Source organism: Microbacterium sp. NPDC080220 (assembly GCF_040686395.1).
GTDB lineage: Bacteria > Actinomycetota > Actinomycetes > Actinomycetales > Microbacteriaceae > Microbacterium > Microbacterium gawkjiense.
Genome location: NZ_JBFBOP010000003.1, coordinates 200253 through 224338 on the forward strand (window position 1 = coordinate 200253; position 24086 = coordinate 224338).

The window sequence follows — 24086 nt, forward strand, 5'->3', positions numbered from 1 at the left end:
ACCTGGTCATGCCCGCCCGAGTACACGCGATCCTCGTCGTCCGCCCCCACGGACGAGGCCCCACGGATCTCCATCTGAGCCGCACGCTGCGCGCGCTCGCCGCCCAGACGCGGCGAGCCGACGTGCTCACCGTGGTCCTCTGTGGACCCGACGAGACCCTGACGCGCCTCGCCTCCGAGTCCGGTGCGGAGGCGGTGATCGTCGCGGGCCGGAACACCGGCTTCGCGGAGGCCCTGCGTCTGGCCGGCCGTCGCATCTCGGGCGACGCGGTGTGGCTGCTCGCGCAGGACACCGCCCCCGCCCCCGATGCCCTCGCCCGGCTGGCCGGTGCCCTCGAGACCGCGCCGTCCGTCGCCCTCGCGGCGCCCAAGCTCGTCTCCTGGGACGATCCGACCCGCATCGTCTCGCTCGGCGTCACCCTGACGCGGACGGGCCGTACCGTCGGACTCGCCGACGGCGAACTCGACCAGGGCCAGCACGACGCCGGCGAGGACGTCCTCGGCTCCGACATCCGCGGCGTCCTCGTCCGTGCCCAGGTGTGGCAGGCGCTGGGGGGCGTCGACCCGGGGCTCGCCGGCGCGGACGAAGGTCTCGACCTCGGCATCCGCGCCCGATTGGCCGGCGGGCGCGTCGCTCTCGCACCGACCGCGATCGTCGCCGTCGCAGGAGACGGTGTCGCCGGTACCCCCACGGCGCGCTCCGCGGGTGCGCGCGGCCGGCGGCTCTACGCGGTGCGCAAAGCGCAACTGCACCGCCGGCTCGTCTACGCCCCCGCCCCGGTCGTCCCTCTGCACTGGCTGTCACTCCTGCCACTGGCCCTGTGGCGCACCCTCGGTCATCTCGTCGCGAAGAACCCGGGCAGGATCGGTCCGGAGTGGGCGGCATCCGTCTCGGTCCTGGTCGGAGTCGCGTCCGTCATCCGGGCGCGCCGCACGATCCGCCGGACCCGCACGACGTCGTGGCTGTCCCTCGCGCAGCTGCGCATCGGTCGACGGGACCTGCGCGAACGCCTCGAAGACGAAGCGGATGCCGCGACCGCGCCGCGCGAGGAGCTCCGGTTCTTCAGCGGCGGCGGGGCGTGGGTCGTGCTGGGCGCCCTGGCCACGTCGCTCCTCTCCTTCAGTGCCCTGCTGGCGTGGCCGGTCCTCGGCGGCGGCGGACTCGCGCCGCTGCGCAGCGGCGTCCTCGCGCTCTGGACCGACGCCGCCTACGGGCCGCGTGCGCTCGGATGGGACACCGTCGGGCCCGCCGATCCGTTCGCGGCGGTCGTCGCGCTCATCGGCTCGCTCTCGCCGCTCGCGCCCTCGCGCGCTCTCGTGATCCTGTGGCTGCTCGCGCTGCCTCTGGCCGCCCTCGGCGGCTGGTTCGCGGCCACCCGCGTAACCGAGCGCTCGGTGCTGCGCTGCACGGTCGCGTTCGCCTGGGCGGTCGCCCCGACCTTCCTCGTCGCGCTCGTCGAGGGGCGGCCGGCGGCCGTCATCCTCCATCTCGCGCTGCCGTGGCTCGTCTACACGGCGACCGCGGCGCGTCGTTCCTGGAGCAGCGCTGGTCTCGCCTCGATCCTTCTCGTCATCGTCGTCGCGTGCGCGCCGTCGCTCGCCCCCGCGCTCGGTGCGCTGTGGCTCGTCGCCCTCATCCTCGCGATCGTCGTGCGGCGGGGCCGCGGGGCGGGCCGCATCATCTGGCTCGTGATCCCCTCTGTCGCCGTCTTCCTCCCCCTCGTCTGGTACCACCTGACGAGGGGCGACCCGTTGGCCGTGTTCGCCGACCCCGGGCGCCCGCTGGCCGTCGCCGGCAACCCCGACGGACTGCTGCCGAAGATCCTCTTCGCCTTCGGCTACCCGTCGACCGACGGCGCCGGCTGGCTGCAGTTCCTCGGCGAGGACGGCCGGGCATGGTGGGTCGCGGCCTTCACCGCACCCGTGCTCGTGCTGGCGCTGCTGGGCCCGGCCCTCGGCCGGCTCCTCCCCGCCTCGCTCGCGCTCGTGGCGGCGGGCCTCGGCGTCGCGACCGCGGTCCTGGCCTCCGGCATCGCGCTGACGGCAGGCAGCTCCGGACCGGTCGCGATCTGGCCGGGGAGCGCGCTCTCGCTCGCGTGGGCGGGCCTGCTCCTCGCCGCCGTCGCCGGGCTCGACGGGTTCCGCCGCGTCGACGCGCTCGTGCCGGTGGCGGCATCCCTCGTCATCGCGTTCCTCGCCATCGGCGCCGTCCCGGCCCTGACCGCGGTGATCCGCGGCGACGCGGCCCTCACGGACGGGCCCGCCAGCACCCTGCCCGCCTACGTGCAGACGGCGGGCAGCGAAGGGGAGCGGGACGGCGAGCAGACGGCGACCCTGGTCCTCACGGTCCAGGCGGATGCCGCCTACTCGGCCGCCGTCGTCTGGGGAGCGAGCGAGACCCTCGGCGGTCAGACGACCGTCCAGTCCACGCGCCCCGCGCTCACCGCCGGTGACCGCGAGCTCGCCCACGTGACCGCCGACCTGGTCTCGACCGCGACGGGTGACGTCGTGGCGGACCTCGCCCGGCACGGCATCGCGTACGTGCTGCTCGAGGAGGCGCCGGGGGAGAGCGACGTCGCGCGCGCGGCCCGCCTCGGCGCGCAGAACCTGCTTAATCAGCGAGCCGACCTCGTCAGCGTCGGCGAGACGGCGCGCGGGGCGCTGTGGAGCGTCGACGGGACGATCTCCGAGCGCACCGTGGACGACGCCTCAGGTCCGCATTCGATCCGCGTCGCCCTCCTGCAGCTCGGTGTCATCGTGGTCGCGCTCCTGCTCGCCGTCCCGACCCGCGCCAGCCTGCGCGCCGGGCGCCGGCATCCGCGCATCATCGGCGAAGGGGTCCGGCTGTGATCGCGGCGCGGACCGTCCGCCGCGGGGTCGGGGCGATCGTGAGCCTCGCCGTCGTGGCCGGCGCGTTCCTCGTCATCACGACGCCGTGGCAGGGCGTCGAGCGCTCGACGCTGTCGATCACGACGCGACCCGAGCCCGCGACCTCCGTCCTCTCCTGCGACGGTCCGCTCGTCGCGGTCGGGCGTGACGTCGAGGACCCGGGTGCCCTGCAGGTCGCCGCGGGCGCGAGGATCGTGTCGGGCACAGCCGCCGGGTCGCCCGAACCGGTCCCCGGCGAGATCGCCTCGGCGATCGAGGGCGCCGACCCGATCCCGTCGTTCTCCGCCGAGCCCGTCGACCGCGTCCGCGCGGACCTGGCCGCCGCGCAGTCCGCCCGGGTCGCAGCCGACGACCTCGCCGGCTTCGCCGCGTCGACGTGCGCCCCGCCCGCCATGGAGACCTGGCTCGCCGCCGGCAGCGGTCTCACCGGCGCCGCCGACCTGGTGGTGATCGCCAACCCCGGCGACGTCGCGTCGCGGGTCGATCTCACGGTGTTCGGCGCCGAGGGCCGCACCGCCCCGGAGGCCGGCACGAACATCCTCGTCCCCGCGGGGGAGCAGCGGATCGTCCCCCTCGCGGCGCTCGCCCTGAACGAGGCGAGCCCCGTCGTCCTCGTCTCCGCGAGCCAGGCACCGGTGCAGGCCGCCCTCCAGTCGATGCTCACCCGGACGCTCGTCCCCGTCGGCGTCGACCAGGGCGGCGCCACCGGACTGCCGCGCATGCAGCAGACGATCCCGGCGTTCTCGGCGGTGGGCGGCGGCGACGAACACACCGACACGACGATCCGTCTGCTGGCGCCGTCCGACGACACGACGGCATCCGTCACCGTCACCCCCGTGGGCGGGTCGATGACGGCCGCGTCGTTCACCGACCTCGCGCTCACCGCGGGGGTGCCGATCGAGGTCGACCTCGAGACGCTCCCCGAGGGGCGCTACCGCGTCGAGGTGCAGGCGGGTGCTCCCGTCGTCGCCGCCGCGCACACCTCCACGGGAGCGGATGCCGGGTCGGACTTCGCGTGGTACGGCACCGCCGACGACGTCCGCGTCCCCACACTGGTCGCGGTCTCGAACGGCCCCCGTCCGCAGCTCGCGCTCGTGAACCCGGGCCCGCAGGAGGTCGCCGCGGTGCTCGCGGACGGCGCCGGGGCGGGCGAGCCGCGCGAGGTCCGCGTGCCCGCCGGCGGGTCGGTGTCCGTCGACCTCGCCGCCGGGGAGCTCTACCGCCTGGATCCGGCGGGCGGGACGCTGCGGGCGAGCGTGACCTTCACCGCCTCCGACGCGATCGCGGGCTACGCGGTCGTGCCAGCCGACGCGGCGGCCGCACCCGTCGAGGTCCGGCCGCGCTGACGGGATCGCGGGTCAGAACCGGAAGCGGTCGGGACCGAGGTCCCAGGGATCGCGGTCGAGGTATTCCGCGGCCGCGCGGAACACGCAGCTCTCGATCATCATGCGCCGGTGCAGCTCGTCGTTGCGGTGCAGCCGCGCGAGGCGCTCGATGGGCAGGCGGAACAGCACGATCCGCTTCTGCTCGGACTGCACCACCCAGCGCGGGATGCCGTCGTCGTCGGCGGCGTCCGGCATCCATCCGATGTCGAAGCGGACCTCACGCAGTTCGGGCCAGGCGCTGCGCAGGAACTCGACGGCCGTCGTGACGGTCAGGTCGAACTTCTCGGCGCGCGTCTCGATGGCCGGCAGCGGCGGCCGGACGACCGGGCTGCGGTCGAGGCGTCCGTGCCGGCCGTGGCGGTCGGGGCGTGCGGTCGTGCGGGCGCGACGCCTCACGAATCCCCCTTGCAGCGCATGACGCCATCCTAGGCGCCCGGTGCCGCCGCGTCGGGCGCTCGCCCGATGTCCGCGCGCCAGGGGGCGATGCCGCGGGCGATCAGCGCGAGCGCGGCCTCGAAGGCGTCCGGTGCCGGTGCGGCGGCCGACTCCGGTGAGAGGGCGACAGTGGATGCCGCGGTGCCCCAGGCATCCGCCGCTCGCCGCTGCTGCTCGTGGAAGGTGACGCCCATGACGTAGTGGGTGACCGCGTCGGCGACGACGTCCGCAGCGAGGGAGTGGTCGATCGCGCGGAGGGCGTCGTGCACCGGGGAGGCGACCAGTCCGAGGGCGAGCGAGCTCGAGACGACCTCCGCGCCGTCGCGGTGCGCGAGCAGGCGGTCGTGCAGGCGGCGCCCGAGCGTCACCGCGGCCCGCTCGAGATCGTCGGAGTCGCCGTCGCGGAGCGCGACCGGGGCGAGGATGCGGGCGCTCACCTGAGCCAGCAGCTCCTGCTTGCTCGCGACGTGCCAGTAGAGCGCGCTGGGCTGCACCCCGAGCTCCTCGCCGAGGCGGCGCATCGACAGGTCGGGCAGGCCGACACGGTCGAGCAGGACGAGGGCCGCGTCGACGACGTCGTCCTTCGACCGCCGCGCGCCGCGGGGGTTTGGATCGCGCGGAGACATGCCGCTACCCTACCTGAACGGTGTTCACGTGAACGCTGTTCAGGAGGATGAGATGACCCACGACCACCCCGCCCGCACCCCGCGGCTCGACACGACCGACCTGGCCCGCGCCGCCGTCTTCGCCGGTGTCATCGCGATCCTGGGGCTGCCGGGGTCGTTCTCCGTCTTCGGCGGGGTGCCGATCACGGCGCAGACCCTCGGCGTCATGCTCGCCGGCGCCGTCCTGGGACCGCTCGTGGGCGCCGTCTCGGTCGGCACGCTGCTCGTGCTCGTCGCCGTCGGCCTGCCGCTGCTCGCGGGCGGACGCGGGGGAGCAGGTGTCTTCGTCGGCCCCACCGCGGGATACCTGGTCGGCTGGCTCGTCGGTGTCGTCGTGATCGGCCTCATCGTGCACCTGGGCGGCCGGCGGCCGGTGTGGTGGCGGACCTTCGCGGGCGTCGTGATCGGTGGGGTGGTCGTGGTCTACGCGTGCGGCATCCCGATCCAGAGCCTCGTCATGCGCATCGGAGTGGACCAGGCCCTCCTCGCGAACCTCGCGTTCGTCCCGGGCGACCTCGCGAAGGCCGTCGTCGCGACGGTCGTCGTCGGCGCGCTCGTGCGCGGCTATCCGCGCGCGTTCCGACGGACGTGGGCGCGCGCGGCCGCCCCGCGTGAGGCGGCGCCGGTCCGGTGACGAGCGCGCTCCGCCTCGCCGACGTGTCGGTGCGGCTGGCCGACACCGACGTCCTGCGGGGGATCGACCTCGCCGTGGATGCGCGGACCGTCGCGATCGTCGGCGACAACGGGTCCGGCAAGTCGACCCTCGCGCGGCTGATCGGCGGGCTCGTCCGTCCGACGAGGGGCCGCGTCGAGGTGCTGGGGCTCGACGCGGCGAGGGATGCCGCGGCCCTCCGACGTCGCGTGGCGGTCGTCTTCAGCAATCCCGACGCCCAGATCCTCATGCCGACGGTGGCCGAGGACGTCGCCTTCTCGTTGCGTGCGGACCGCCTGCCGCGGGCGGAGCGCGACGCCCGCGTCGCCGCAGCGCTGGAGCGTTTCGGGCTCACCCCGCTCGCGGACCGGCCCGCGTTCGAGCTGTCGGGCGGGCAGAAGCAGCTCCTCGCCCTGTGCGGCGCGTTCGTGCGGACGCCGGATCTCGTCGTGGCGGACGAGCCGACCGCGTTCCTCGACGGTCGCAACGCCCACCTCGTCGCGGGTCACCTGCTCGCCGACACCGGCCACCGCCTCGTCGTCGTGACGCACGACCTCGAGCTCGCCGCGCGATGCGACGTCGCGGTGCGGGTCGACGACGGACGCATCGCCCAGGTGGGGGAGGCGCCGGACGTGGTCGCCGCACACACCGCGAGGTGGCGGTGCTGACGCTGTACCGCTCCGGCGACGGCCCGTGGCACCGGATGCCCGCCGGACGCAAGACCGTGCTGCTGCTCATCCTCGTCCTCGCCGTCTCGCTGCTGCCTCCCGTCTGGCCGGCCGCGGTGGCGGCGTCCGTGCTGTGCCTCGCGTGCTACGCGGTGCCGGGCGTCGGGGTGCGGGAGCTCGGGCGGCAGGTCTGGGCGCTCCGCTGGCTCGTCCTCGTGGCTTTCGGCATCCCTTGCTTCTTCCTGGGTGTCGAGGCCGCCGCCGTCGGCACGGTCCGCATCGTCGCCGCGGTCGCCCTCGCGGGCCTGCTGTCGCTGACGACGCCGGTCGCGGTCCTCCTCGACGTCGTCGAGCGGGCGCTGCGACCGCTGCACCGCGTGGGGGTGGATGCCGCCCGCACGGCCCTCCTGCTCGTCGTCGCGCTCGGCACGGTGCCCACCCTGGCCCGTCTCGCGCGCGAGGTGCGCAGCGCGCAGCACGCGCGCGGCGCCCGCGGCATCCGGGCGTTCGTCATCCCGTTCCTCGTCCTGGCGCTCCGCCACGCGGACGACCTGGGCGACGCCCTGACGGCGCGCGGCGTCCGCTGAACCCGGCGCGGCATCCCGATGGCGGGGGAGGCGCCGGATAGCGTGGACGCGATGCTCGACAGACTCTGCTCCAAGGTGGGCTGCGCCCGCGAGGCCGTGACGACCCTGACCTACGACTACGGCGACCAGATGGCCGTCCTCGGTCCGCTCGGCGCCGGGAACGACCCGCACGCGCACGACCTGTGCGCCATCCACACCACTCGGATGTCGGTGCCCAAGGGCTGGGTCGTCGTGCGTCACGAGACCCTCCGCGTCTGAGCCGGCGTGGGAGAATGGGCGCGTGCCCACTCCCGTGAAGAGCCTCGAACACGTCGTCGCCGACCTCTCGCTCGCCGACGCCGGCCGTCACCAGATCCGTCTCGCCGAGAACGAGATGCCGGGTCTCATGGCCCTGCGCGAGGAGTACGGCCCCTCGCAGCCCCTCGCCGGCGCTCGCATCGCCGGCTCGCTCCACATGACCGTCCAGACCGCGGTGCTCATCGAGACCCTCGTCGCCCTCGGCGCCCGGGTCCGCTGGGCCAGCTGCAACATCTTCTCGACGCAGGACGAGGCCGCCGCCGCCGTCGTCGTGGGACCCTCCGGCACCGTCGCCGAGCCCGCGGGGGTGCCGGTGTTCGCCTTCAAGGGCGAGACGCTCGAGCAGTACTGGGAGCTCGCCGACCGCATCTTCGACTGGTCGGAGGAGGGCTTCGACGGCCCCAACCTCATCCTCGACGACGGGGGTGACGCGACGCTCCTCGTCCACAAGGGCGCCGAGTTCGAAGCCGCGGGCGCCGTGCCCGAGGCGGGCCCCACCGACTCCGCCGAGTACCGCATCGTGCTCGAGACGCTCCGGCGCTCGCTCGCGCGCGACCCGCAGCGCTTCACGCGCATCGCGGCCGGTCTCCTCGGGGTGACGGAGGAGACCACGACCGGCGTGCACCGCCTCTACGAGCTCCACGCCGCGGGCAAGCTCCTGTTCCCCGGCATCAACGTCAACGACTCCGTCACGAAGTCGAAGTTCGACAACAAGTACGGCATCCGTCACTCGCTCCCCGACGGCATCAACCGGGCCACCGACGTCCTGATCGGCGGCAAGGTCGCGTTCGTCGTCGGGTACGGCGACGTCGGCAAGGGGGCCGCCGAGGCGCTGCGCGGCCAGGGCGCGCGCGTCATCGTGAGCGAGGTCGACCCGATCTGCGCCCTGCAGGCCGCCATGGACGGCTACCAGGTCGCCCGGCTCGAGGACGTCGCCGACCAGGTCGACATCGTCATCACGGGGACGGGCAACACCCGTGTCGTGACCGTCGACCACCTGCTCTCCCTCAAGCACCTCGCCATCGTCGGCAACGTCGGTCACTTCGACGACGAGATCGACATGGCCGCGCTCGAGTCGCTGCCCGGCGTCGAGAAGATCGAGATCAAGCCGCAGGTGCACGAGTACCGGCTCCCGACCGGGCGCAGCATCCTGGTCCTGTCCGAGGGGCGTCTGCTGAACCTCGGCAACGCGACCGGACACCCGTCCTTCGTCATGAGCGCGTCGTTCACCAACCAGGTGCTCGCCCAGATCGAGCTGTACACGAAGCTCGACGAGTACCCGACGGGGGTCTACGTCCTGCCGAAGGCGCTCGACGAGAAGGTGGCGCGGCTGCACCTGCCGGCCCTGGGCGTGCAGCTGACGCAGCTCACCGACGAGCAGGCCGCCTACATCGGAGTGCCCGTCGACGGACCCTACAAGCTCGATCACTACCGCTACTGACCACGCGACACGCCCGGCTCGACTCTCTTTTGATCTGATCAAAAAGAACTAGACTGAGGGCATGACCGATCCCGACCCGAACCTCGACATCGCGCTCCGCGACGCCGGTCTGCGGGTGACGGAGTCGCGTCGTGCCGTCTTCGCCGCGCTCGCCGCCCACCCGCACGCCAGCGCGGAGGCGCTCTACGCCGCCGTGGCGGACGAGCTTCCCAAAGCGAGCCGGCAGTCGGTCTACAACGCGTTGCACGACTTCGCGGATGCGGCCCTCGTCCGCCGCATCGAGCCGGCCGGGCAGCCGATGCTCTTCGAACTCCGGGTCGACGACAACCACCACCACCTCGTCTGCACGTCGTGCGGGCGTGTGGAGGATGTGGACTGCGCCGTCGGCGCCGCTCCGTGCCTGCATCCCTCCGACGACCGCGGGTTCCGCATCGCGTCCGCCGAAGTCACCTACTGGGGTCTCTGCGCCGACTGCGCCGCCGAGACCGCCGCCTGACCATCCCCTCTCCCACACCCCGAACGGAAGGATCACCATGAGCGACCGTGACCCCCAGGCCGAGCCCCTCGGCGCCGAGGCCACCGACGTCGACCAGGCCGTCACCCCCATCGACACGCCGGTCGACGAGCGCGCCGACGGCGAGGACCGTCCGCGTTCCAACCAGGCCGACGGATGCCCCGTCTTCCACGGCGCGCCCGGTGCCGACCGCGAGAACCACGGCGCACAGCCGCACCCGACCGTGGGGTCTGCGAACCAGGTCTGGTGGCCGAACCAGCTGAACCTCCGCATCCTGAAGAAGAACCCCGCCGTCGGAAACCCCGTCGGCGAGGACTTCGACTACAAGGCCGCGTTCGAGAGCCTCGACCTGGCCGCCGTGAAGGCGGACATCGCCGAGGTCCTCACCACCTCGCAGGACTGGTGGCCCGCCGACTTCGGCAACTACGGACCGCTCATGATCCGCATGGCGTGGCACTCCGCCGGCACCTACCGTGCGACCGACGGTCGCGGCGGCGGCGGCACCGGCCAGCAGCGTTTCGCGCCGCTGAACAGCTGGCCCGACAACGTCAACCTCGACAAGGCCCGCCGACTCCTCTGGCCCGTCAAGAAGAAGTACGGCCAGTCGCTGTCGTGGGGCGACCTCATGATCCTCGCCGGCAACGTCGCGCTCGAGACCATGGGCTTCGAGACGTTCGGCTTCGGCGGCGGCCGCCCCGACGTGTGGGAGCCGGACGACGACGTGTACTGGGGACCCGAGACGACGTGGCTTGCCGACGAGCGCTACAGCGGCGACCGCAACCTCGAGAAGCCGCTCGCGGCGGTCCAGATGGGTCTCATCTACGTCAACCCCGAGGGCCCGAACGGCGAGCCCGACCCGCTGAAGTCGGCCCGCGACATCCGTGAGACCTTCGGGCGGATGGGGATGGACGACGAGGAGACCGTCGCGCTCATCGCCGGTGGTCACACGTTCGGCAAGACCCACGGCGCCGCGCCCGACACGAACGTCGAGGCGAACCCCGAGGCCGCCGGCATCGAGCAGCAGGGCCTCGGCTGGAAGAACAACCACGGCACCGGGAAGGGCGACGACACCATCACGTCGGGCCTCGAGGTCACGTGGACCTACCACCCGACCCGGTGGGACAACGAGTTCTTCCACATCCTCTACGCCTACGAGTGGGAGCTCATGCGCAGCCCCGGCGGGGGGCACCAGTGGCGGCCGAAGAACGGTGCGGGCGCCGACATGGTCCCCCTCGCGCACTCCGACGGCCGCCGCGAGCCCCGCATGCTCACGAGCGACCTGGCGCTACGCACCGACCCGGCGTACGACGCGGTCTCGCGCCGCTTCAAGGACGACCCGGTCGCGTTCGGCGACGCGTTCGCCCGCGCCTGGTTCAAGCTGACCCACCGCGACATGGGCCCCGTGGCCCGCTACCTCGGACCCGAGGTGCCGCAGGAGGAGCTCATCTGGCAGGACCCCGTGCCCGCGGTGGACCACCCGCTGATCGACGAGGCCGCCGCCGCCGACCTGAAGCAGCGCATCCTCGCGACCGGCCTGACGGTGTCGCAGCTCGTCTCGACGACGTGGGCCGCGGCATCCACCTTCCGCGGCAGCGACAAGCGCGGCGGCGTGAACGGCGCCCGCATCCGTCTGGCTCCGCAGAAGGACTGGGAGGTCAACAACCCCGCCCAGCTGCAGACGGTCCTCGCTGCCCTCGAGGGTGTCAAGGCCGCCTTCGACGCCGAGCGGACGGACGGCACGAAGGTCTCGCTCGCCGACCTCATCGTGCTGGCAGGCAACGCCGGCGTCGAGAAGGCCGCGAAGGATGCCGGGGTCGAGGTCACCGTGCCGTTCCACCCCGGTCGTACCGACGCGTCGCAGGAGCAGACCGACGAACTGTCGTTCGGCTACCTCGAGCCGGCCGCCGACGGGTTCCGCAACTACTACGGACCGAACGCGTTCCTGCCCGCCGAGCACCACCTCATCGACAAGGCGAACCTGCTGACCCTGAGCGCGCCCGAGACGACCGTCCTCGTCGGCGGCCTCCGCGCCCTGGGGGCGAACTGGGACGGCTCGTCGCACGGCGTGTTCACCGACCGGCCCGGCGTCCTCACGAACGACGTGTTCGTGAACCTGCTCGACCTCGGTGCCACGTGGAAGCCGCTCGACCCCGGATCGCATGCGTTCCGCGGAACGGCGGCGGACGGTTCCGAGATCGGTGTCGGCACCCGCGTCGACCTCGTCTTCAGCGCGAACTCCGAACTGCGCGCGCTCGCCGAGGTCTACGCCTCGGACGACGCCGCGGAGAAGTTCGTCCGCGACTTCGTCGCCGCGTGGACGAAGGTCACCGAGCTCGACCGGTTCGACCTCCACGCCTGACCCCCGCCGGTCACCCGCACGGCCCGTCCCTCCGGGGCGGGCCGTGCGTCGTCCCGCCGGGCAGGTCACGGTTCGGTTACTGTGGACTCACCCGTGGGCGGAGCACCGGCATCCGCTGACCCCGAAGGACGACATCGGCCCTATGACATCGCGCATCCTGGTTGTCGACGACGACACCGCTCTCGCAGAGATGATCGGCATCGTGCTGCGCACCGAAGGCTTCGACGTCGCCTTCTGCGCCGACGGCGGCACCGCGGTCGACGCGTGGCGGGACGAGCGTCCGGATCTGATCCTGCTCGACCTCATGCTGCCGGGGATGGACGGGATCGAGGTGTGCACGCGGGTGCGCGCCGAGTCCGGCGTCCCGATCATCATGCTGACGGCCCGCACCGACACCGCCGACGTCGTTCGCGGGCTCGAATCCGGCGCCGACGACTACATCGTCAAGCCCTTCAACCCGAAGGAGCTCGTCGCGCGGATCAAGACCCGGCTGCGCCCCACGGCCGAGGCGCGCTCCGAGAGTCTGCGCATCGGGGACCTCACCGTCGACGTCGCGGCCCACGAGGTGCGCCGCGGGGATTCGCCGATCGCCCTCACGCCGCTCGAGTTCGAGCTCCTCGTCGCGCTCGCGTCCAAGCCGCAGCAGGTCTTCACCCGCGAGATGCTGCTCGAGCAGGTCTGGGGTTATCACTACAAGGCCGACACGCGCCTCGTGAACGTGCACGTCCAGCGCCTGCGGGCGAAGGTCGAGCGCGACCCCGACAACCCGCAGATCGTGACCACGGTGCGCGGCGTGGGCTATCGCGCCGGCGCCGCGGTGTGACCACCGGGAGCCCCCCCGCCGTGTCGGTGACCGCCCGCACCGGCACGCACACCGTCGTCCCGCCGTGGCGCGACTGGCGGTCCTGGCAGCGCCGCGTGCAGTACGCCTGGCGTCGCTCGCTGCGCTTCCGCACCCTGTCGGTGACCCTCACCCTCACGGCGCTGACGATCCTCGTCGCGCTCGTCTGGATGTCGCTCGCGATCCTCACCGACCTCTACGAGTCGCGCGCCGAACAGGTGCAGGATGCCGCGCAGCGCGCGACGCAGGCGGCGCAGAGCACGTTCGACGCGGCGGTCGTCGACAGCGACGAGGTCGCCCTTCAGGTGCTGATGGACGAGGTCCGGCGCGAGATCCTGTCGCGGCAGGCCGGGACGACGATGCTCGCGGTCTTCCGCATCGACGACGAGCCGTCGGCGATCGCGCCGCAGAACTTCGAGGCGGGCGGTCTCGAGGAGTCGATGATCTCTCCCGAGCTGCGCGAGAGCGTCCGCCTCACGGGGGACCGGCAGTGGTGGCAGTCGATCGGGCTGCCCGAGGCCGACGGGGGCGAGACGCCCGGGATCATCGTCGGTCAGCAACTGGTGCTGCCCGAAGCGGGGGCCTACGAGGTGTACTTCGCCTACGACCTCGGGTCCGAGGCGCAGACCCTGCAGTTCGTCCAGGTGACGCTGTGGGTCGTCGGTGTCGCCCTGCTCGTCCTCATCGGCGGGATCTCGCTCTTCGTGCTGCGTTCGGTGACCGTCCCGATCGCCCAGGCCGCCGAGACGAGCGCGAAGCTCGCGGCGGGGGACCTGGGCGTCCGACTGCCGGTGCGCGGCGAGGACGAGTTCGCGACCCTGGGCCGGTCGTTCAACGCGATGGCCGACAGCATCGAGGGGCAGATCAAGGAGCTCGCCGAGCTCTCGCTCGTCCAGCAGCGGTTCGTGTCGGACGTCTCGCACGAACTGCGGACGCCCCTGACGACCATCCGACTCGCGGCCGACATGATCAACGATCAGCGCGACGAGTTCGACGCGTCGACCGCGCGTGCCGCAGAGCTCCTGCACGCGCAGGTGCAGCGGTTCGAGGTGCTCCTCGCCGACCTCCTGGAGATCAGCCGCTACGACGCCGGCTCGGTGCAGCTCGAACTCGAACCGACGAGCCTCGCACACCTGGCGGAGGACGTCATCGAGTCGATGGCGCAGCTCGCCGAGCAGCACGGCAGCGACGTGCGACTGGTCGCCCCCGGAGGCTACTCGCCCGTCGACATGGACCCGCGCCGCATCCGCCGTATCGTCCGGAACCTCCTCGGCAACGCGATCGAGCACGGCGAGGGCCGGCCGATCGTCGTGACCGTCGACAGCGACCAGCGCGCCGTGGCCCTCGGTGTCCGCGACTACGGTCTCGGGATGAGCGAGGCCGACGCCGAGCGGGTCTTCGACCGGTTCTGGCGCGCCGACCCGTCGCGTCGACGCACGATCGGCGGGACGGGTCTCGGACTCTCGATCGCCCTCGGCGACGCGCGACTGCACGGCGGCACGCTCGAGGTCTGGTCCGAGCTGGGCGGCGGCAGCCACTTCGTCCTCACCCTGCCGCGGCAGGCGGGAGAGCACCTCTCGGGCCCGTCGCCCATCGAACTCGATCCCCGGGACGACGCCGCCCTCGGCGACCTCGGCCTCACCCAGCCCATCTCCCTGCCGCCCCGGGAGGAGAACCCGTGACCGTCCGTCGTCCGCTCGGTGCCGCCGTCCTGGTGGTCGTCGCCCTCGTCCTCTCGGCCTGCGCCGGGCTGCCCCTCGGGGGTCCCGTCCACGTCGGCAAGGCGATCGACGAGGTCGAGGGTCCGCCCGACTTCGCGTTCGTCCCGGACGGTCCGGTGAAGGACGCCACGCCCCAGCAGATCGTCGAGGGGTTCGTCGCGGCGGGCTCCGGCCCCCGCGGCAACTGGGAGGTCGCGCAGGAGTTCCTCACGACGCCGTTCCGTCAGCAGTGGCAGCCGCAGGCGAACGTCACCGTCTATCGTCCGGGGGAGAGCTCGATCTCCTCGCCCGCCGAGAACGAGATCGTCTTCACGGTCGACCCGGTCGCCAACGTCGACGCCACCGGATCGTACGAGCCGGCCGAGCAGGGCCGCATCCCGTTCGCCTTCTCCCTCGCGCAGGAGAACGGGCAGTGGCGCATCTCCCAGGCGCCCGACGGCATCGTCCTCGACGCCAACCGCTTCGCCTCGGTCTTCCAGAGCTACGATCTCGCCTACTTCGACCGGGGGTGGGACACGGTGATCCCCGACGTCCGCTGGTTCCCGTCGACCAACCCCGCCACGCGCATCACCGCCGCGCTCGTGTCGGGCACGCCGAGCCCGTGGCTGGCCGAGTCCGTGCGCACCGCGTTCACGGGCGAGGTGGGTCTCGCGCAGCCGTCGGTGCCCGTCGAGGCGGGGGTCGCGCGCATCTCGTTCGACCCGGCGATCCGGGACCTCGGCCGCGAGACGATCGCGCGCATGAAGACCCAGCTCGGCGCGAGCCTGGCGGGCGCCGGCATCCTCGACGTGCAGCTGCTCGTCGGGGACGAACCGTTGGACGTGACCGCCGTCCCGACCCGCTCGACCGCGGTCGACACGCGCCCGCTCGTCCTCCAGGACGGCAGGTTCGGGTTCCTCTCGGGCAACGACCTCGACGAGGTCGACGGCTTCGGGCAGGCCTTGCAGAGTCTCGACGCCCGGGCCGTCGAAACGGATGCCGCACGCCGGACGGCGGCGGTCCGGACGGGCTCCGGCGCGATCCTCCGCGTGCCCGCGAACGGCGAGTACACCGAGCTCGACACCCGCCCGGGCATGACGAAGCCGTCGATCGACACCGAGGGCTACATCTGGACGGTGCCTCGGGACCAGCCGGAGGAGGTCGTCGCGTACGGTCCCGACGGTACCGCGCAGACCATCCCGTCCGGCTGGGTGGGCGCAAGCGAGGTGAGCGCGATGCGGGTCTCCCGCGACGGCGCCCGGATCGCCGCGCTCGTGCGCAGCGGAGGCCGGTCGGCCGTCTGGGTGGCCGGCATCGTCCGGGACGAGAACGGGGCGCCGGTGTCGCTCGGCCAGCCGCTGCTCGTGGCGAACCTCGCCGGTCGCGGTGTCGACCTCGCGTGGGTCGACGGCGCGACGCTGGCCCTCGTCTTCGTCGACGGCGATCAGCGCGTCGTCCGTGAGCAGACGATCGGCGGGCAGGGCACGGAGGTGCGCGCGCCCGACGACGTCGTCGCGATCGCCGCCGGGAACCAGAGCGGCAGCGCGCGGCTGCTGACCTCCGACGGCAGCCTCTATGTGCAGCGCGGCTCCTGGCAGGTCATCGCCTCCGACGTGTCGGCCCTCGCCGTCCAGCAGGGTCTCCCCGGGTGAGTCCTCCTCCCCACCCGCCGCGCCGGGAAGACCCTCCTCGTTCTGCGCCGCCCGCGGGTGGGCGGGCGTGCCGGCGCGGCAGGCTGAGCGGATGCCGCCTCCCGCCGCTCCCGTCGTCGCCGTGCGCCGCGCCGTCGCCGACGCGCTCGCCGTCGTCTTCCCGGTCGCCTGCGCCGGATGCGACGAGGCGGATCGCGACCTCTGCGACGCGTGCCGGCGCCTGCTGAGCCCGACGCCGGTCGTCCGCCGCCTGCCGAGCGGTCTCGAGGTTCGGAGCGGTCTCGTCTTCGAGGGGGTGCCGGCCCGCGTCATCCGTTCGTTCAAGGAGGACGGGCGCACCTCGCAGGCCCGGGCGCTGGCCGCTGCGCTGGCGGCGGCGTGGCCCCTCGACGTCGACGCCGTCCCCGTCCCGGTGCCGGCGAGCCCGGCCTCGCTCCGCCGCCGCGGGTACGCGCCCGTCGAGCTGCTCTGTCGGCGCGCGGGATGGCGGCCGCACCGGCTCCTGCGTGTCGCGCGGCGCACCGCCGATCAGCGTTCTCTCGCGAAGGAGCAGCGCGCCGCGAACCTCGCCGGCGCGCTCGCCGTCCGCCCCCGGGCGCATCGCCTCCTGGGGGATCTGCGCGTCGTCCTCGTCGACGACGTCGTGACCACGGGAGCGACCCTCGAGGAGGCGGCGCGTGCCCTCCGTGCGGCCGGGATCCCGGTGGTCGGCGCCGTCACGGTCGCGGCCACGCCCCGGCGCGCGGGCTCAGGGGATTCATCGTGATCGGGTCGTGACACGAGCGGGGACCGGCACTACGGTGGGGGGACACAAGGCGAACCGAGGTCCGCCCTTGACCGGGTGGACCGGAACAAGGAGGTCAGGGATGGAGATCAACATCGTCGGTGTGGGCGTGAGCGTCAGCGATCGTTTCCGCACAGTCGTCGAGGAGAAGTCCGCCCGCATCGAGCACCTTGCCCCTCGAGCCCAGCGGCTCGACATCAAGGTGACGCATCGCACCTACCACAACGGGGGCCGCGAGGACGAGACCGTCGAGGTCACCCTCACCGGCAAGGGACCCGTCGTCCGCGCCGAGGCGGTGGACGGCGACAAGTTCACCGCCCTCGATCTCGCGATCACCAAGCTCGCCGAACAGATCCGCCGCGCGAAGGAGAAGCGCGTCGACGCACGCAACCACCCGCGCGGCGCCAAGCTCGAGAAGGGCACCGGCACGCTGCAGGGCATCGACGTGCAGCCCGCGTCCGTCGACGTCATCCGCGCCGTCGCGACCGGGGAGGTGCCCATCATGACCGGCGCCGAGGACGAGGAGGACTACACCCCCGTGGTCATCCGCACCAAGCGGTTCGACCCCGAGTGGATGACCGTCGAGGACGCCGTGGACCGGATGGAACTCGTCGGTCACGACTTCTTCCTCTTCATCGACGCCCGCACCGACCAGCCGAGCGTCGTGTACCGCCGCAAGGGCTGGGACTACGGCGTGATCTCGCTCACGACCACCGCCGCACCCGCGGAGCTCGTCTCCTGACCGACGAGCGGTGACATTGAGGGCGGATGCCGCACGGCATCCGCCCTCTTCCGTGTCGGGCGTGCGACTCAGCGTGCCGCGAGGGCTCCGAGGACCGCGTCGCTGAAGGGTGGCCAGGCCTCTGCCGCCCATTCGCCGAACGGCCGGTCGGTGAGGGCGACGAGGGCTGCGCCCGCCCGCGGGTCGACCCAGAGGAAGGTGCCGGACTGGCCGAAGTGGCCGAAGGTCTCGGGGGAGTTGTGCGCGCCGGTCCAGTGCGGGCTCTTCGTGCCGCGGATCTCCAGACCCAGGCCCCAGTCGTTCTCGCGCTGCAGACCGAAGCCGGGGAGGACGCCCCGCAGGCCCGGGAAGGCCACACCCGTCGCTGCGGCGAGCGTCGCGGGGGCCAGCAACCTCGGCCGCTGCAGCTCCGCCGCGAACCGGGCCAGATCGGTGCACGAGGACGCCCCGCCCGCCGCGGCGGAACCGCCGATCGTGGTGGACGTCATCCCGAGCGGGGCGAAGACCGCCTCGTGCGCGTACGCATCGAAGCCGATGCCGGTCTCCGATTCGAGCAGGTCCGCGAGCACCTCGAATCCGGTGTTCGAGTAGAGGCGCCGCTCCCCGGGCTCCGCGCGGAGCGTCGATGTCGAGAAGTCGTACCCGGCCGTGTGGGCGAGCAGATGGGCGACCGTCGCCCCGCGCGGGCCCGCGGGCTGGTCGAGGGCGAGGGCGCCCTCCTCGACCGCGACGAGGGTGGCATAGGCGCTGAGGAGCTTGGTGACGGAGGCGAGTCGGTAGACGCGGTCCTGGTCCCCGGCGGACGCCGCCGCCGTCCCGTCCGCCGTCACGACGACGGCGGAGACGTGAGGGACGTCCCAGGTCTGCGAGAGGGCGAGCGCGTCGTCGAGGGCGGCCATCAGTCGAACATGCCGTCCAGCAGACCGCCGATGACGAGTCCGCCGAGCAGGCCGCCGGCCAGGCTGCCGCCGCCCATCCCGCCACCCATCCCTCGACCGCCGTATCCGCCGTTCCCCCAGTCGTTCGGCCGGGACGAGTCGATGTCGCGCTGCGCCAGCTGCAGCGCCTCGCCCGCCAGGTGCGCGGCGCGACGGGCGAGACCCATCGCCTCCTCGCGGTCGTCCTCGCCGATCGGGCCCGAGAAGCGCAGCAGGTCGCCGCGGATGCGCTCGGCCTCGGCGAGCCGGGTGCGGGCGTCGGCGCCGATCCACCCGCGGTGGCCCGAAATCACACTGCGCGCGACCCCGATCTGGCGGTCGGCGTCGTCGATCGCGTGGCGCACGTGCTCCTCGGACGGCACCGGACGCTCGGCGCGTTCCCGCGCCTTGGCGACGGCCGCGTCGAGCGCGGCGTTGGCGGCGCGCAGACGGGTCAGTTCGGCGAAGGGGTCGGGCTTGCTGCCCGCGGGGGTGAGCGAGGCGAGCGCCGCCTCGAGCTCGGCGGCGGCCGCCGCGACGGCCGGGGTGCCCAGCATCGGCTGCGCGACGATCAGGTCGTCGCGCGAATCGTCGACGATGGCCGCCAGGGTCGACTCCGCCCGCAGGGCCTCGATCTCGAACGTGTCGACGGCCTCGACGAGCGTGCCCGCCCGCCGCGAGGCCTCGATCGCGGTCTCGAGGGCGAGGTTCGCCTGCTCGCGCTGACCGCTGTCGCGGCGGCGCTCCGAGACCTCGGCGCTGTGCTCGGCGAAATCCAGCAGCTGGGCCGCTTCGGCCGCATTGCCCAGCACGGTGCGCATCGCGGCATCCGAGTACCGCGTGGACAGTCGCTCGAGGCTCGCGTTCAGAGCGGGGAGGCGCTCCCGCAGGCGCGACACGTCCGCGCGGATGCCGGCGATGATCTCGGGCGCGCGCCGGGCACGGGCGATCGCCTCGGCGAGGGACTCGGTGCGGTCGTCGAGCAGGTCCTCGGCCCATTCGCACAGCTGGACGATGCGCGCGTTGCGCGTGCGCAGCTCCTCGGGGGTGTCGGGGATCTCGTCGTGGTTCAGCTGGTGCAGCTGGAACGCCTCACCGAGGTGCTGCCGCACCGCCGCGAGCGCCTCGCGCAGCGGAGCGGTCGCCTCGCGCCCGAGCTCGATCTCGGCGTAGGACAGCTCGTCGTCCGTCACGCGGATGCGCTCGTCGGCCGAGACGAGCGCCGCCCCCGCCTTGCGGCTGAGCTCGGCGTCCTGTGCCTCGATCTCCGCGTCCTCGCGCTTGCGTCTTCCCCAGAAACCGGCCATGGGCCGATCTTACGGGCCGACGGATGCCGCCGGTCGACGCACGGGGGAGAGGCCGGATGCCCCCAGCAACCTCGTAGGTCACAGGCGGATAACATGGCGGTGTATGTCTGCGCGTCCCGCGCACCGGCATCCCGACATTGCACGTCGGGGTGGCGAATCGACAGATGGAGATCCTCCGTGGCGAACCCCCTCGAGAAACTGCTTCGTGCCGGTGAAGGCCGCGTCCTGCGCAGGCTGCAGCAGGTCGTGAAGGCCGTGTCGGCCCTCGAAGAGGACTATGCGCACCTCACCGACGAGGAGCTGCGCGGCGAGACCGCCGAACTCCGCGCCCGCTACGAGGCGGGCGAGAGTCTCGACAAGCTCATGCCCGAGGCCTTCGCCGCCGTCCGCGAAGCCGCGAGCCGCACCCTCGGCCAGCGCCCCTACGACGTGCAGGTGATGGGTGGGGCGGCCCTCCATCTCGGCAACATCGCCGAGATGAAGACCGGTGAGGGCAAGACCCTGACCGCCGCCCTCCCGGCGTACCTCAACGCGATCGCGGGCAAGGGCGTCCACGTCATCACGGTCAACGACTTCCTCGCCTCGTACCAGTCCGAGCTGATGGGTCGCGTCTACCGCGCGCTCGGGATGACCACCGGCACCGTCGTCTCGGGTCAGAACCCCGAGGTGCGCCGGCGGCAGTACGAAGCCGACATCACCTACGGCACCAACAACGAGTTCGGCTTCGACTACCTGCGCGACAACATGGCGTGGCGCCGTGAGGACCTCGTGCAGCGGGGTCACTTCTACTGCATCGTCGACGAGGTGGACTCGATCCTCATCGACGAGGCGCGGACGCCGCTCATCATCTCGGGCCCGTCCTCCGGTGAGGCGAACCGCTGGTTCACCGAGTTCGCGAAGATCGCCCGCACCCTCGAGGCCGGTGTCGACTTCGAGGTCGACGAGAAGAAGCGCACGATCGGTGTGCTCGAGCCCGGTATCGAGAAGGTCGAGGACTACCTCGGCATCGACAACCTCTACGAGTCGGCGAACACCCCGCTCATCTCCTTCCTCAACAACTCGATCAAGGCGCTCGCCCTGTTCAAGCGCGACACCGACTACGTCGTGATGAACGGCGAGGTGATGATCGTCGATGAGCACACCGGCCGCATCCTCGTGGGGCGTCGCTACAACGAGGGCATCCACCAGGCGATCGAGGCAAAGGAGGGTGTCGCGGTGAAGGCCGAGAACCAGACCCTCGCCACCGTGACCCTGCAGAACTACTTCCGCCTCTACGAGAAGCTCTCCGGCATGACCGGTACCGCCGAGACCGAGGCGGCGGAGTTCATGTCGACGTACAAGCTCGGTGTCGTCCCGATCCCGACGAACAAGCCGATGATCCGCAAGGACCAGTCCGACCTCGTCTACAAGAACGAGCAGGCGAAATTCGCGCAGGTCGTGGAGGACATCGCCGAGCGTCACGCCTCCGGTCAGCCGGTCCTCGTCGGAACCGTGAGCGTCGAGAAGAGCGAGTACCTCTCCCGCCTCCTGGCGAAGAAGGGCATCAAGCACGAGGTCCTCAACGCGAAGAACCACGCGCGCGAGGCCGAGATCGTCGCCCGCGCCGGTCGCTACGGCGCCGTGACGGTCGCCACGAACATGGCCGGTCGAGGCACCGACATCATGCTCGGCGGCAACGCCGAGTTCCTCGCCGTCTCGGAGATGAAGGCCAAGGGCCTCGACCCCGTCGAGACGCCGGACGAATACGAGGCCGCGTGGGAAGAGGTCTACGCTGCCGTCAAGGAGAAGGTGCAGGAGGAGGCCGACCGCGTCGTCGAGGCGGGGGGACTCTACGTCCTCGGCACCGAACGACACGAGTCACGCCGTATCGACAACCAGCTCCGCGGTCGCTCGGGCCGTCAGGGCGACCCCGGTGAGAGCCGGTTCTACCTGTCGCTCACGGACGACCTCATGCGACTGTTCCAGTCGGGTGCGGCCGAGGCGATCCTGGCCCGCACGAACTTCCCCGACGACGTGGCCATCGAGTCCTCGATGGTCTCGCGCGCGATCAAGAGCGCTCAGGCGCAGGTGGAGGCGCGCAACGCCGAGATCCGCAAGAACGTCCTCAAGTACGACGACGTCCTCAACCGGCAGCGCGAGGCGATCTACGCCGACCGCCGGCACATGCTCGAGGGCGACGACCTCTCGGAGCGCATCGAGCATTTCCTCGAGGACACCATCGCCGCGATCATCGACGAGCACACCGGTTCCGGCCACAACGAGAGTTGGGACTTCGATGCGATGTGGGCCGAGCTCGGCACCCTCTACCCGGTCGGCGTCACGATCGACGAGGTCGTCGCCGAGAGCGGCAGCAAGGGCAAGGTGACCCCCGAACTGCTCAAGCGCGAACTGCTCTCGGACGCCAAGATCGCCTACCGCAACCGCGAGGAGAAGCTCGGAGCGCCCGCCATGCGCGAGCTCGAGCGTCGCGTCGTGCTGCAGGTCCTCGACCGTCGCTGGCGCGACCACCTCTACGAGATGGACTACCTCAAGGACGGCATCGGCCTGCGCGCCATGGCGCAGCGCGACCCGCTCATCGAGTACCAGCGCGAGGGGTACCAGATGTTCCAGTCGATGATGGCCCAGATCAAGGAGGAGTCGGTCGGCTTCCTCTTCAACCTCGAGGTCGAGGTCCGTCAGACCGAGGGGGGCGACATCGAGGCGAAGGGCCTCGCCGCGCCCGAGATCGACGCGCAGAAGCTGCAGTACACCGCCCCGAACGACGCGGGCGAGGTCGAGGTGCGCAACGAGCGCGGCCAGGTCCAGCAGGCGGAGACCAGCAAGGCACGCCAGCGCGAGGCCGAGCAGGAGGCCCCCGCCGACGCCCCTCGCGGCTCCTTCGGGCAGCAGGTGCAGGCACCGGCCGAGGTGGGCAACCGCGCGCAGCGACGGGCGTCCGGCAAGAAGAAGTGATCTCGGTCCGACGGGGTCGGGCGGGCCACCGGACCGCCATTGGCCCCGTCGGGTCCCCGATATCCTGAACCGATGAGCCCGCGCACCTTCGACCAGTCATCCAAACTCAAGGACGTCCTGTACGAGATCCGCGGAGCCGCCCTGGTCGAGGCCGACCGGCTGCAGGACGAGGGTCACACGATCCTCAAGCTCAACACCGGCAACCCCGCGATCTTCGGATTCGAGGCGCCGTTCCAGATCGTCCGCGACATGATCGAGGCGGTCCCGCAGGCGCACGGCTACTCCGACTCCCGCGGCATCATGTCCGCGCGGCGGGCGATCGTCTCGCGGTACGAGGAGGAGCCGGGCTTCCCGAAGTTCGACCCCGATGACGTCTACCTCGGCAACGGTGTGTCCGAGCTCATCACGATGACGATGCAGGCGCTGCTCGACGAGGGCGACGAGGTCCTCATCCCCGCGCCGGACTACCCGCTGTGGACCGCCATGACGAGCCTCGCCGGCGGCACCCCGGTGCACTACCTCGCCGACAGCGAGAACGGCTGGCAGCCCGACCTCGAGGACATCCGGGCCAAGGTGACGCCGCGCACCAAGGCGATCGTCGTGATCAACCCGAACAACCCGACCGGCGCCGTCTACACCCGCGAGGTGCTGCAGGGGATCGTGGAGATCGCCCGCGAGCATCAGCTCCTCTTGCTCTCCGACGAGATCTACGACCGCATCCTCTTCGACGGCGCTCGGCACATCCCGCTCGCGACCCTCGCGCCGGACCTGCTCTGCCTGACCTACAACGGACTGTCGAAGACTTACCGCGTCGCCGGGTACCGCTCGGGGTGGATGGTCATCACGGGACCGAAGAAGCACGCTGCGGGCTTCCTCGAGGGCATCCAGCTGCTCGCCTCGACACGTCTGTGCCCCAACGTCCCCGCGCAGTTCGCCGTCCAGGCGGCGTTGTCTGGTGTCCAATCCATCGATGCGCTCATCGCACCGACAGGTCGGCTCCATGAGCAGCGGGATGCCGCCTGGGCCGGCCTCACCGCCATCCCCGGCGTCACCTGCGTCAAGCCCGAGGGCGCCCTGTACGCCTTCCCCCGGCTCGACCCCGAGGTCCACGACATCCACGACGACGCCAAGTTCGTCTATGACTTCCTCGTCGCCGAGCACGTGCTGCTCGTGCAGGGGACCGGGTTCAACTGGCCGACGCCGGATCACTTCCGCATCGTCACGCTGCCCGAGGCGCGGGTGCTCACCGAGGCGATCGAGCGCCTGGGCAACTTTCTCGCGTCGTACAAGCAGTAAGGGG

The 24086-nt window shown here is 72.1% G+C and carries 20 protein-coding genes; 16 read left to right on the plus strand and 4 right to left on the minus strand.

All coding sequences use genetic code 11. From position 1 onward, the window contains the following. The first annotated feature begins 8 nt into the window (after nt 1-8). Both AB0P29_RS06800 and AB0P29_RS06805 read left to right on the plus strand, forming a co-directional pair. The gene (locus tag AB0P29_RS06800) at nt 9-2849 is read left to right on the plus strand and encodes a glycosyltransferase (protein WP_363379176.1); all 2841 of its coding nucleotides are present in this window, start codon (nt 9-11) and stop codon (nt 2847-2849) included. Continuing rightward, the gene (locus tag AB0P29_RS06805; protein ID WP_363379177.1) at nt 2846-4234 is read left to right on the plus strand and encodes a DUF5719 family protein; all 1389 of its coding nucleotides are present in this window, start codon (nt 2846-2848) and stop codon (nt 4232-4234) included. Before AB0P29_RS06800 ends, AB0P29_RS06805 begins: the two co-directional genes overlap by 4 nt. Before the next feature lie 12 nt (nt 4235-4246). Here the strand turns inward: AB0P29_RS06805 and AB0P29_RS06810 are convergent, their stop codons facing one another. Continuing rightward, nucleotides 4247-4669, minus strand: a complete 423-nt coding sequence (locus AB0P29_RS06810) for a metallopeptidase family protein (RefSeq protein ID WP_217531100.1) — start codon at nt 4667-4669, stop codon at nt 4247-4249. Between the two features lie 29 nt (nt 4670-4698). After that, on the minus strand, nt 4699-5334 hold the full coding sequence (locus tag AB0P29_RS06815) for a TetR family transcriptional regulator (protein WP_253035201.1): 636 nt from the start codon (nt 5332-5334) through the stop codon (nt 4699-4701). Nucleotides 5335-5386: 52 nt separating this feature from the next. Between AB0P29_RS06815 and AB0P29_RS06820 the strand changes: the two genes are divergently transcribed. From AB0P29_RS06820 to raiA, 12 genes are all read left to right on the plus strand, one after another. Then, nucleotides 5387-6007 (plus strand): biotin transporter BioY, encoded by a 621-nt coding sequence (locus AB0P29_RS06820; protein ID WP_253035200.1) that lies wholly within the window; start codon nt 5387-5389, stop codon nt 6005-6007. Further along, entirely contained in the window at nt 6004-6693 is a 690-nt protein-coding gene (locus AB0P29_RS06825) for an ABC transporter ATP-binding protein (protein WP_311284300.1), read from the plus strand. Before AB0P29_RS06820 ends, AB0P29_RS06825 begins: the two co-directional genes overlap by 4 nt. After that, nucleotides 6687-7280 carry an energy-coupling factor transporter transmembrane component T gene (locus AB0P29_RS06830; RefSeq protein ID WP_363379294.1) on the plus strand — a complete coding sequence of 198 codons (594 nt, stop codon included), beginning with the start codon at nt 6687-6689 and terminating at the stop codon, nt 7278-7280. Before AB0P29_RS06825 ends, AB0P29_RS06830 begins: the two co-directional genes overlap by 7 nt. Before the next feature lie 51 nt (nt 7281-7331). Further along, on the plus strand, nt 7332-7538 hold the full coding sequence (locus AB0P29_RS06835; protein ID WP_064002410.1) for a DUF3499 family protein: 207 nt from the start codon (nt 7332-7334) through the stop codon (nt 7536-7538). A 22-nt stretch (nt 7539-7560) separates the two neighbouring features. Then, entirely contained in the window at nt 7561-9018 is a 1458-nt protein-coding gene (gene ahcY / locus AB0P29_RS06840) for an adenosylhomocysteinase (RefSeq protein ID WP_363379178.1), read from the plus strand. A 61-nt stretch (nt 9019-9079) separates the two neighbouring features. After that, on the plus strand, nt 9080-9514 hold the full coding sequence (locus AB0P29_RS06845) for a Fur family transcriptional regulator (RefSeq protein WP_363379179.1): 435 nt from the start codon (nt 9080-9082) through the stop codon (nt 9512-9514). 37 nt (nt 9515-9551) lie between these two features. Continuing rightward, nucleotides 9552-11891: a catalase/peroxidase HPI gene (katG, locus tag AB0P29_RS06850; protein ID WP_363379180.1), complete on the plus strand. Its 2340-nt coding sequence runs from the start codon at nt 9552-9554 to the stop codon at nt 11889-11891. A gap of 142 nt (nt 11892-12033) precedes the next feature. Beyond that, complete coding sequence (gene mtrA, locus AB0P29_RS06855) at nt 12034-12714, plus strand: MtrAB system response regulator MtrA (protein ID WP_217531226.1); 681 nt, start codon at nt 12034-12036, stop codon at nt 12712-12714. A gap of 20 nt (nt 12715-12734) precedes the next feature. Next, on the plus strand, nt 12735-14414 hold the full coding sequence (gene mtrB / locus AB0P29_RS06860) for an MtrAB system histidine kinase MtrB (protein WP_311284295.1): 1680 nt from the start codon (nt 12735-12737) through the stop codon (nt 14412-14414). Next, a complete protein-coding gene (locus tag AB0P29_RS06865; RefSeq protein WP_363379181.1) occupies nt 14411-16084 on the plus strand; it encodes an LpqB family beta-propeller domain-containing protein in 1674 nt (557 codons plus the stop codon). The genes mtrB and AB0P29_RS06865 overlap by 4 nt, the downstream gene beginning before the upstream one ends. A gap of 91 nt (nt 16085-16175) precedes the next feature. Beyond that, complete coding sequence (locus AB0P29_RS06870) at nt 16176-16850, plus strand: phosphoribosyltransferase family protein (protein ID WP_363379182.1); 675 nt, start codon at nt 16176-16178, stop codon at nt 16848-16850. Between the two features lie 100 nt (nt 16851-16950). Then, nucleotides 16951-17610 (plus strand): ribosome-associated translation inhibitor RaiA, encoded by a 660-nt coding sequence (raiA, locus tag AB0P29_RS06875; RefSeq protein ID WP_253035791.1) that lies wholly within the window; start codon nt 16951-16953, stop codon nt 17608-17610. Nucleotides 17611-17678: 68 nt separating this feature from the next. On the opposite strand, the gene AB0P29_RS06880 is transcribed toward raiA, so the two are convergent. Then, nucleotides 17679-18509, minus strand: a complete 831-nt coding sequence (locus AB0P29_RS06880) for a serine hydrolase domain-containing protein (RefSeq protein WP_363379183.1) — start codon at nt 18507-18509, stop codon at nt 17679-17681. Beyond that, on the minus strand, nt 18509-19834 hold the full coding sequence (locus AB0P29_RS06885) for a hypothetical protein (protein WP_363379184.1): 1326 nt from the start codon (nt 19832-19834) through the stop codon (nt 18509-18511). The genes AB0P29_RS06880 and AB0P29_RS06885 overlap by 1 nt, the downstream gene beginning before the upstream one ends. Before the next feature lie 177 nt (nt 19835-20011). On the opposite strand from AB0P29_RS06885, the gene secA reads away from it, so the two are divergent. Both secA and AB0P29_RS06895 read left to right on the plus strand, forming a co-directional pair. Further along, nucleotides 20012-22786, plus strand: coding sequence for a preprotein translocase subunit SecA (gene secA / locus AB0P29_RS06890; RefSeq protein WP_363379185.1), 2775 nt, complete (start codon nt 20012-20014; stop codon nt 22784-22786). 72 nt (nt 22787-22858) lie between these two features. Next, a complete protein-coding gene (locus AB0P29_RS06895; RefSeq protein ID WP_064001415.1) occupies nt 22859-24082 on the plus strand; it encodes a pyridoxal phosphate-dependent aminotransferase in 1224 nt (407 codons plus the stop codon). The last annotated feature ends 4 nt before the right edge of the window (nt 24083-24086 follow it).

Excerpts from the sequence above, each read along its gene's own strand:
- AB0P29_RS06800 (WP_363379176.1), top strand. The coding sequence starts at position 9 with ATGCCCGCCCGAGTACACGCGATCCTCGTCGTCCGCCCCCACGGACGA.
- AB0P29_RS06815 (WP_253035201.1), bottom strand. The coding sequence starts at position 5,334 with ATGTCTCCGCGCGATCCAAACCCCCGCGGCGCGCGGCGGTCGAAGGAC.
- AB0P29_RS06820 (WP_253035200.1), top strand. The coding sequence starts at position 5,387 with ATGACCCACGACCACCCCGCCCGCACCCCGCGGCTCGACACGACCGAC.
- AB0P29_RS06835 (WP_064002410.1), top strand. The coding sequence starts at position 7,332 with ATGCTCGACAGACTCTGCTCCAAGGTGGGCTGCGCCCGCGAGGCCGTG.
- AB0P29_RS06845 (WP_363379179.1), top strand. The coding sequence starts at position 9,080 with ATGACCGATCCCGACCCGAACCTCGACATCGCGCTCCGCGACGCCGGT.
- katG (WP_363379180.1), top strand. The coding sequence starts at position 9,552 with ATGAGCGACCGTGACCCCCAGGCCGAGCCCCTCGGCGCCGAGGCCACC.
- mtrA (WP_217531226.1), top strand. The coding sequence starts at position 12,034 with ATGACATCGCGCATCCTGGTTGTCGACGACGACACCGCTCTCGCAGAG.
- AB0P29_RS06870 (WP_363379182.1), top strand. The coding sequence starts at position 16,176 with ATGCCGCCTCCCGCCGCTCCCGTCGTCGCCGTGCGCCGCGCCGTCGCC.
- raiA (WP_253035791.1), top strand. The coding sequence starts at position 16,951 with ATGGAGATCAACATCGTCGGTGTGGGCGTGAGCGTCAGCGATCGTTTC.
- AB0P29_RS06880 (WP_363379183.1), bottom strand. The coding sequence starts at position 18,509 with ATGGCCGCCCTCGACGACGCGCTCGCCCTCTCGCAGACCTGGGACGTC.
- AB0P29_RS06885 (WP_363379184.1), bottom strand. The coding sequence starts at position 19,834 with ATGGCCGGTTTCTGGGGAAGACGCAAGCGCGAGGACGCGGAGATCGAG.
- AB0P29_RS06895 (WP_064001415.1), top strand. The coding sequence starts at position 22,859 with ATGAGCCCGCGCACCTTCGACCAGTCATCCAAACTCAAGGACGTCCTG.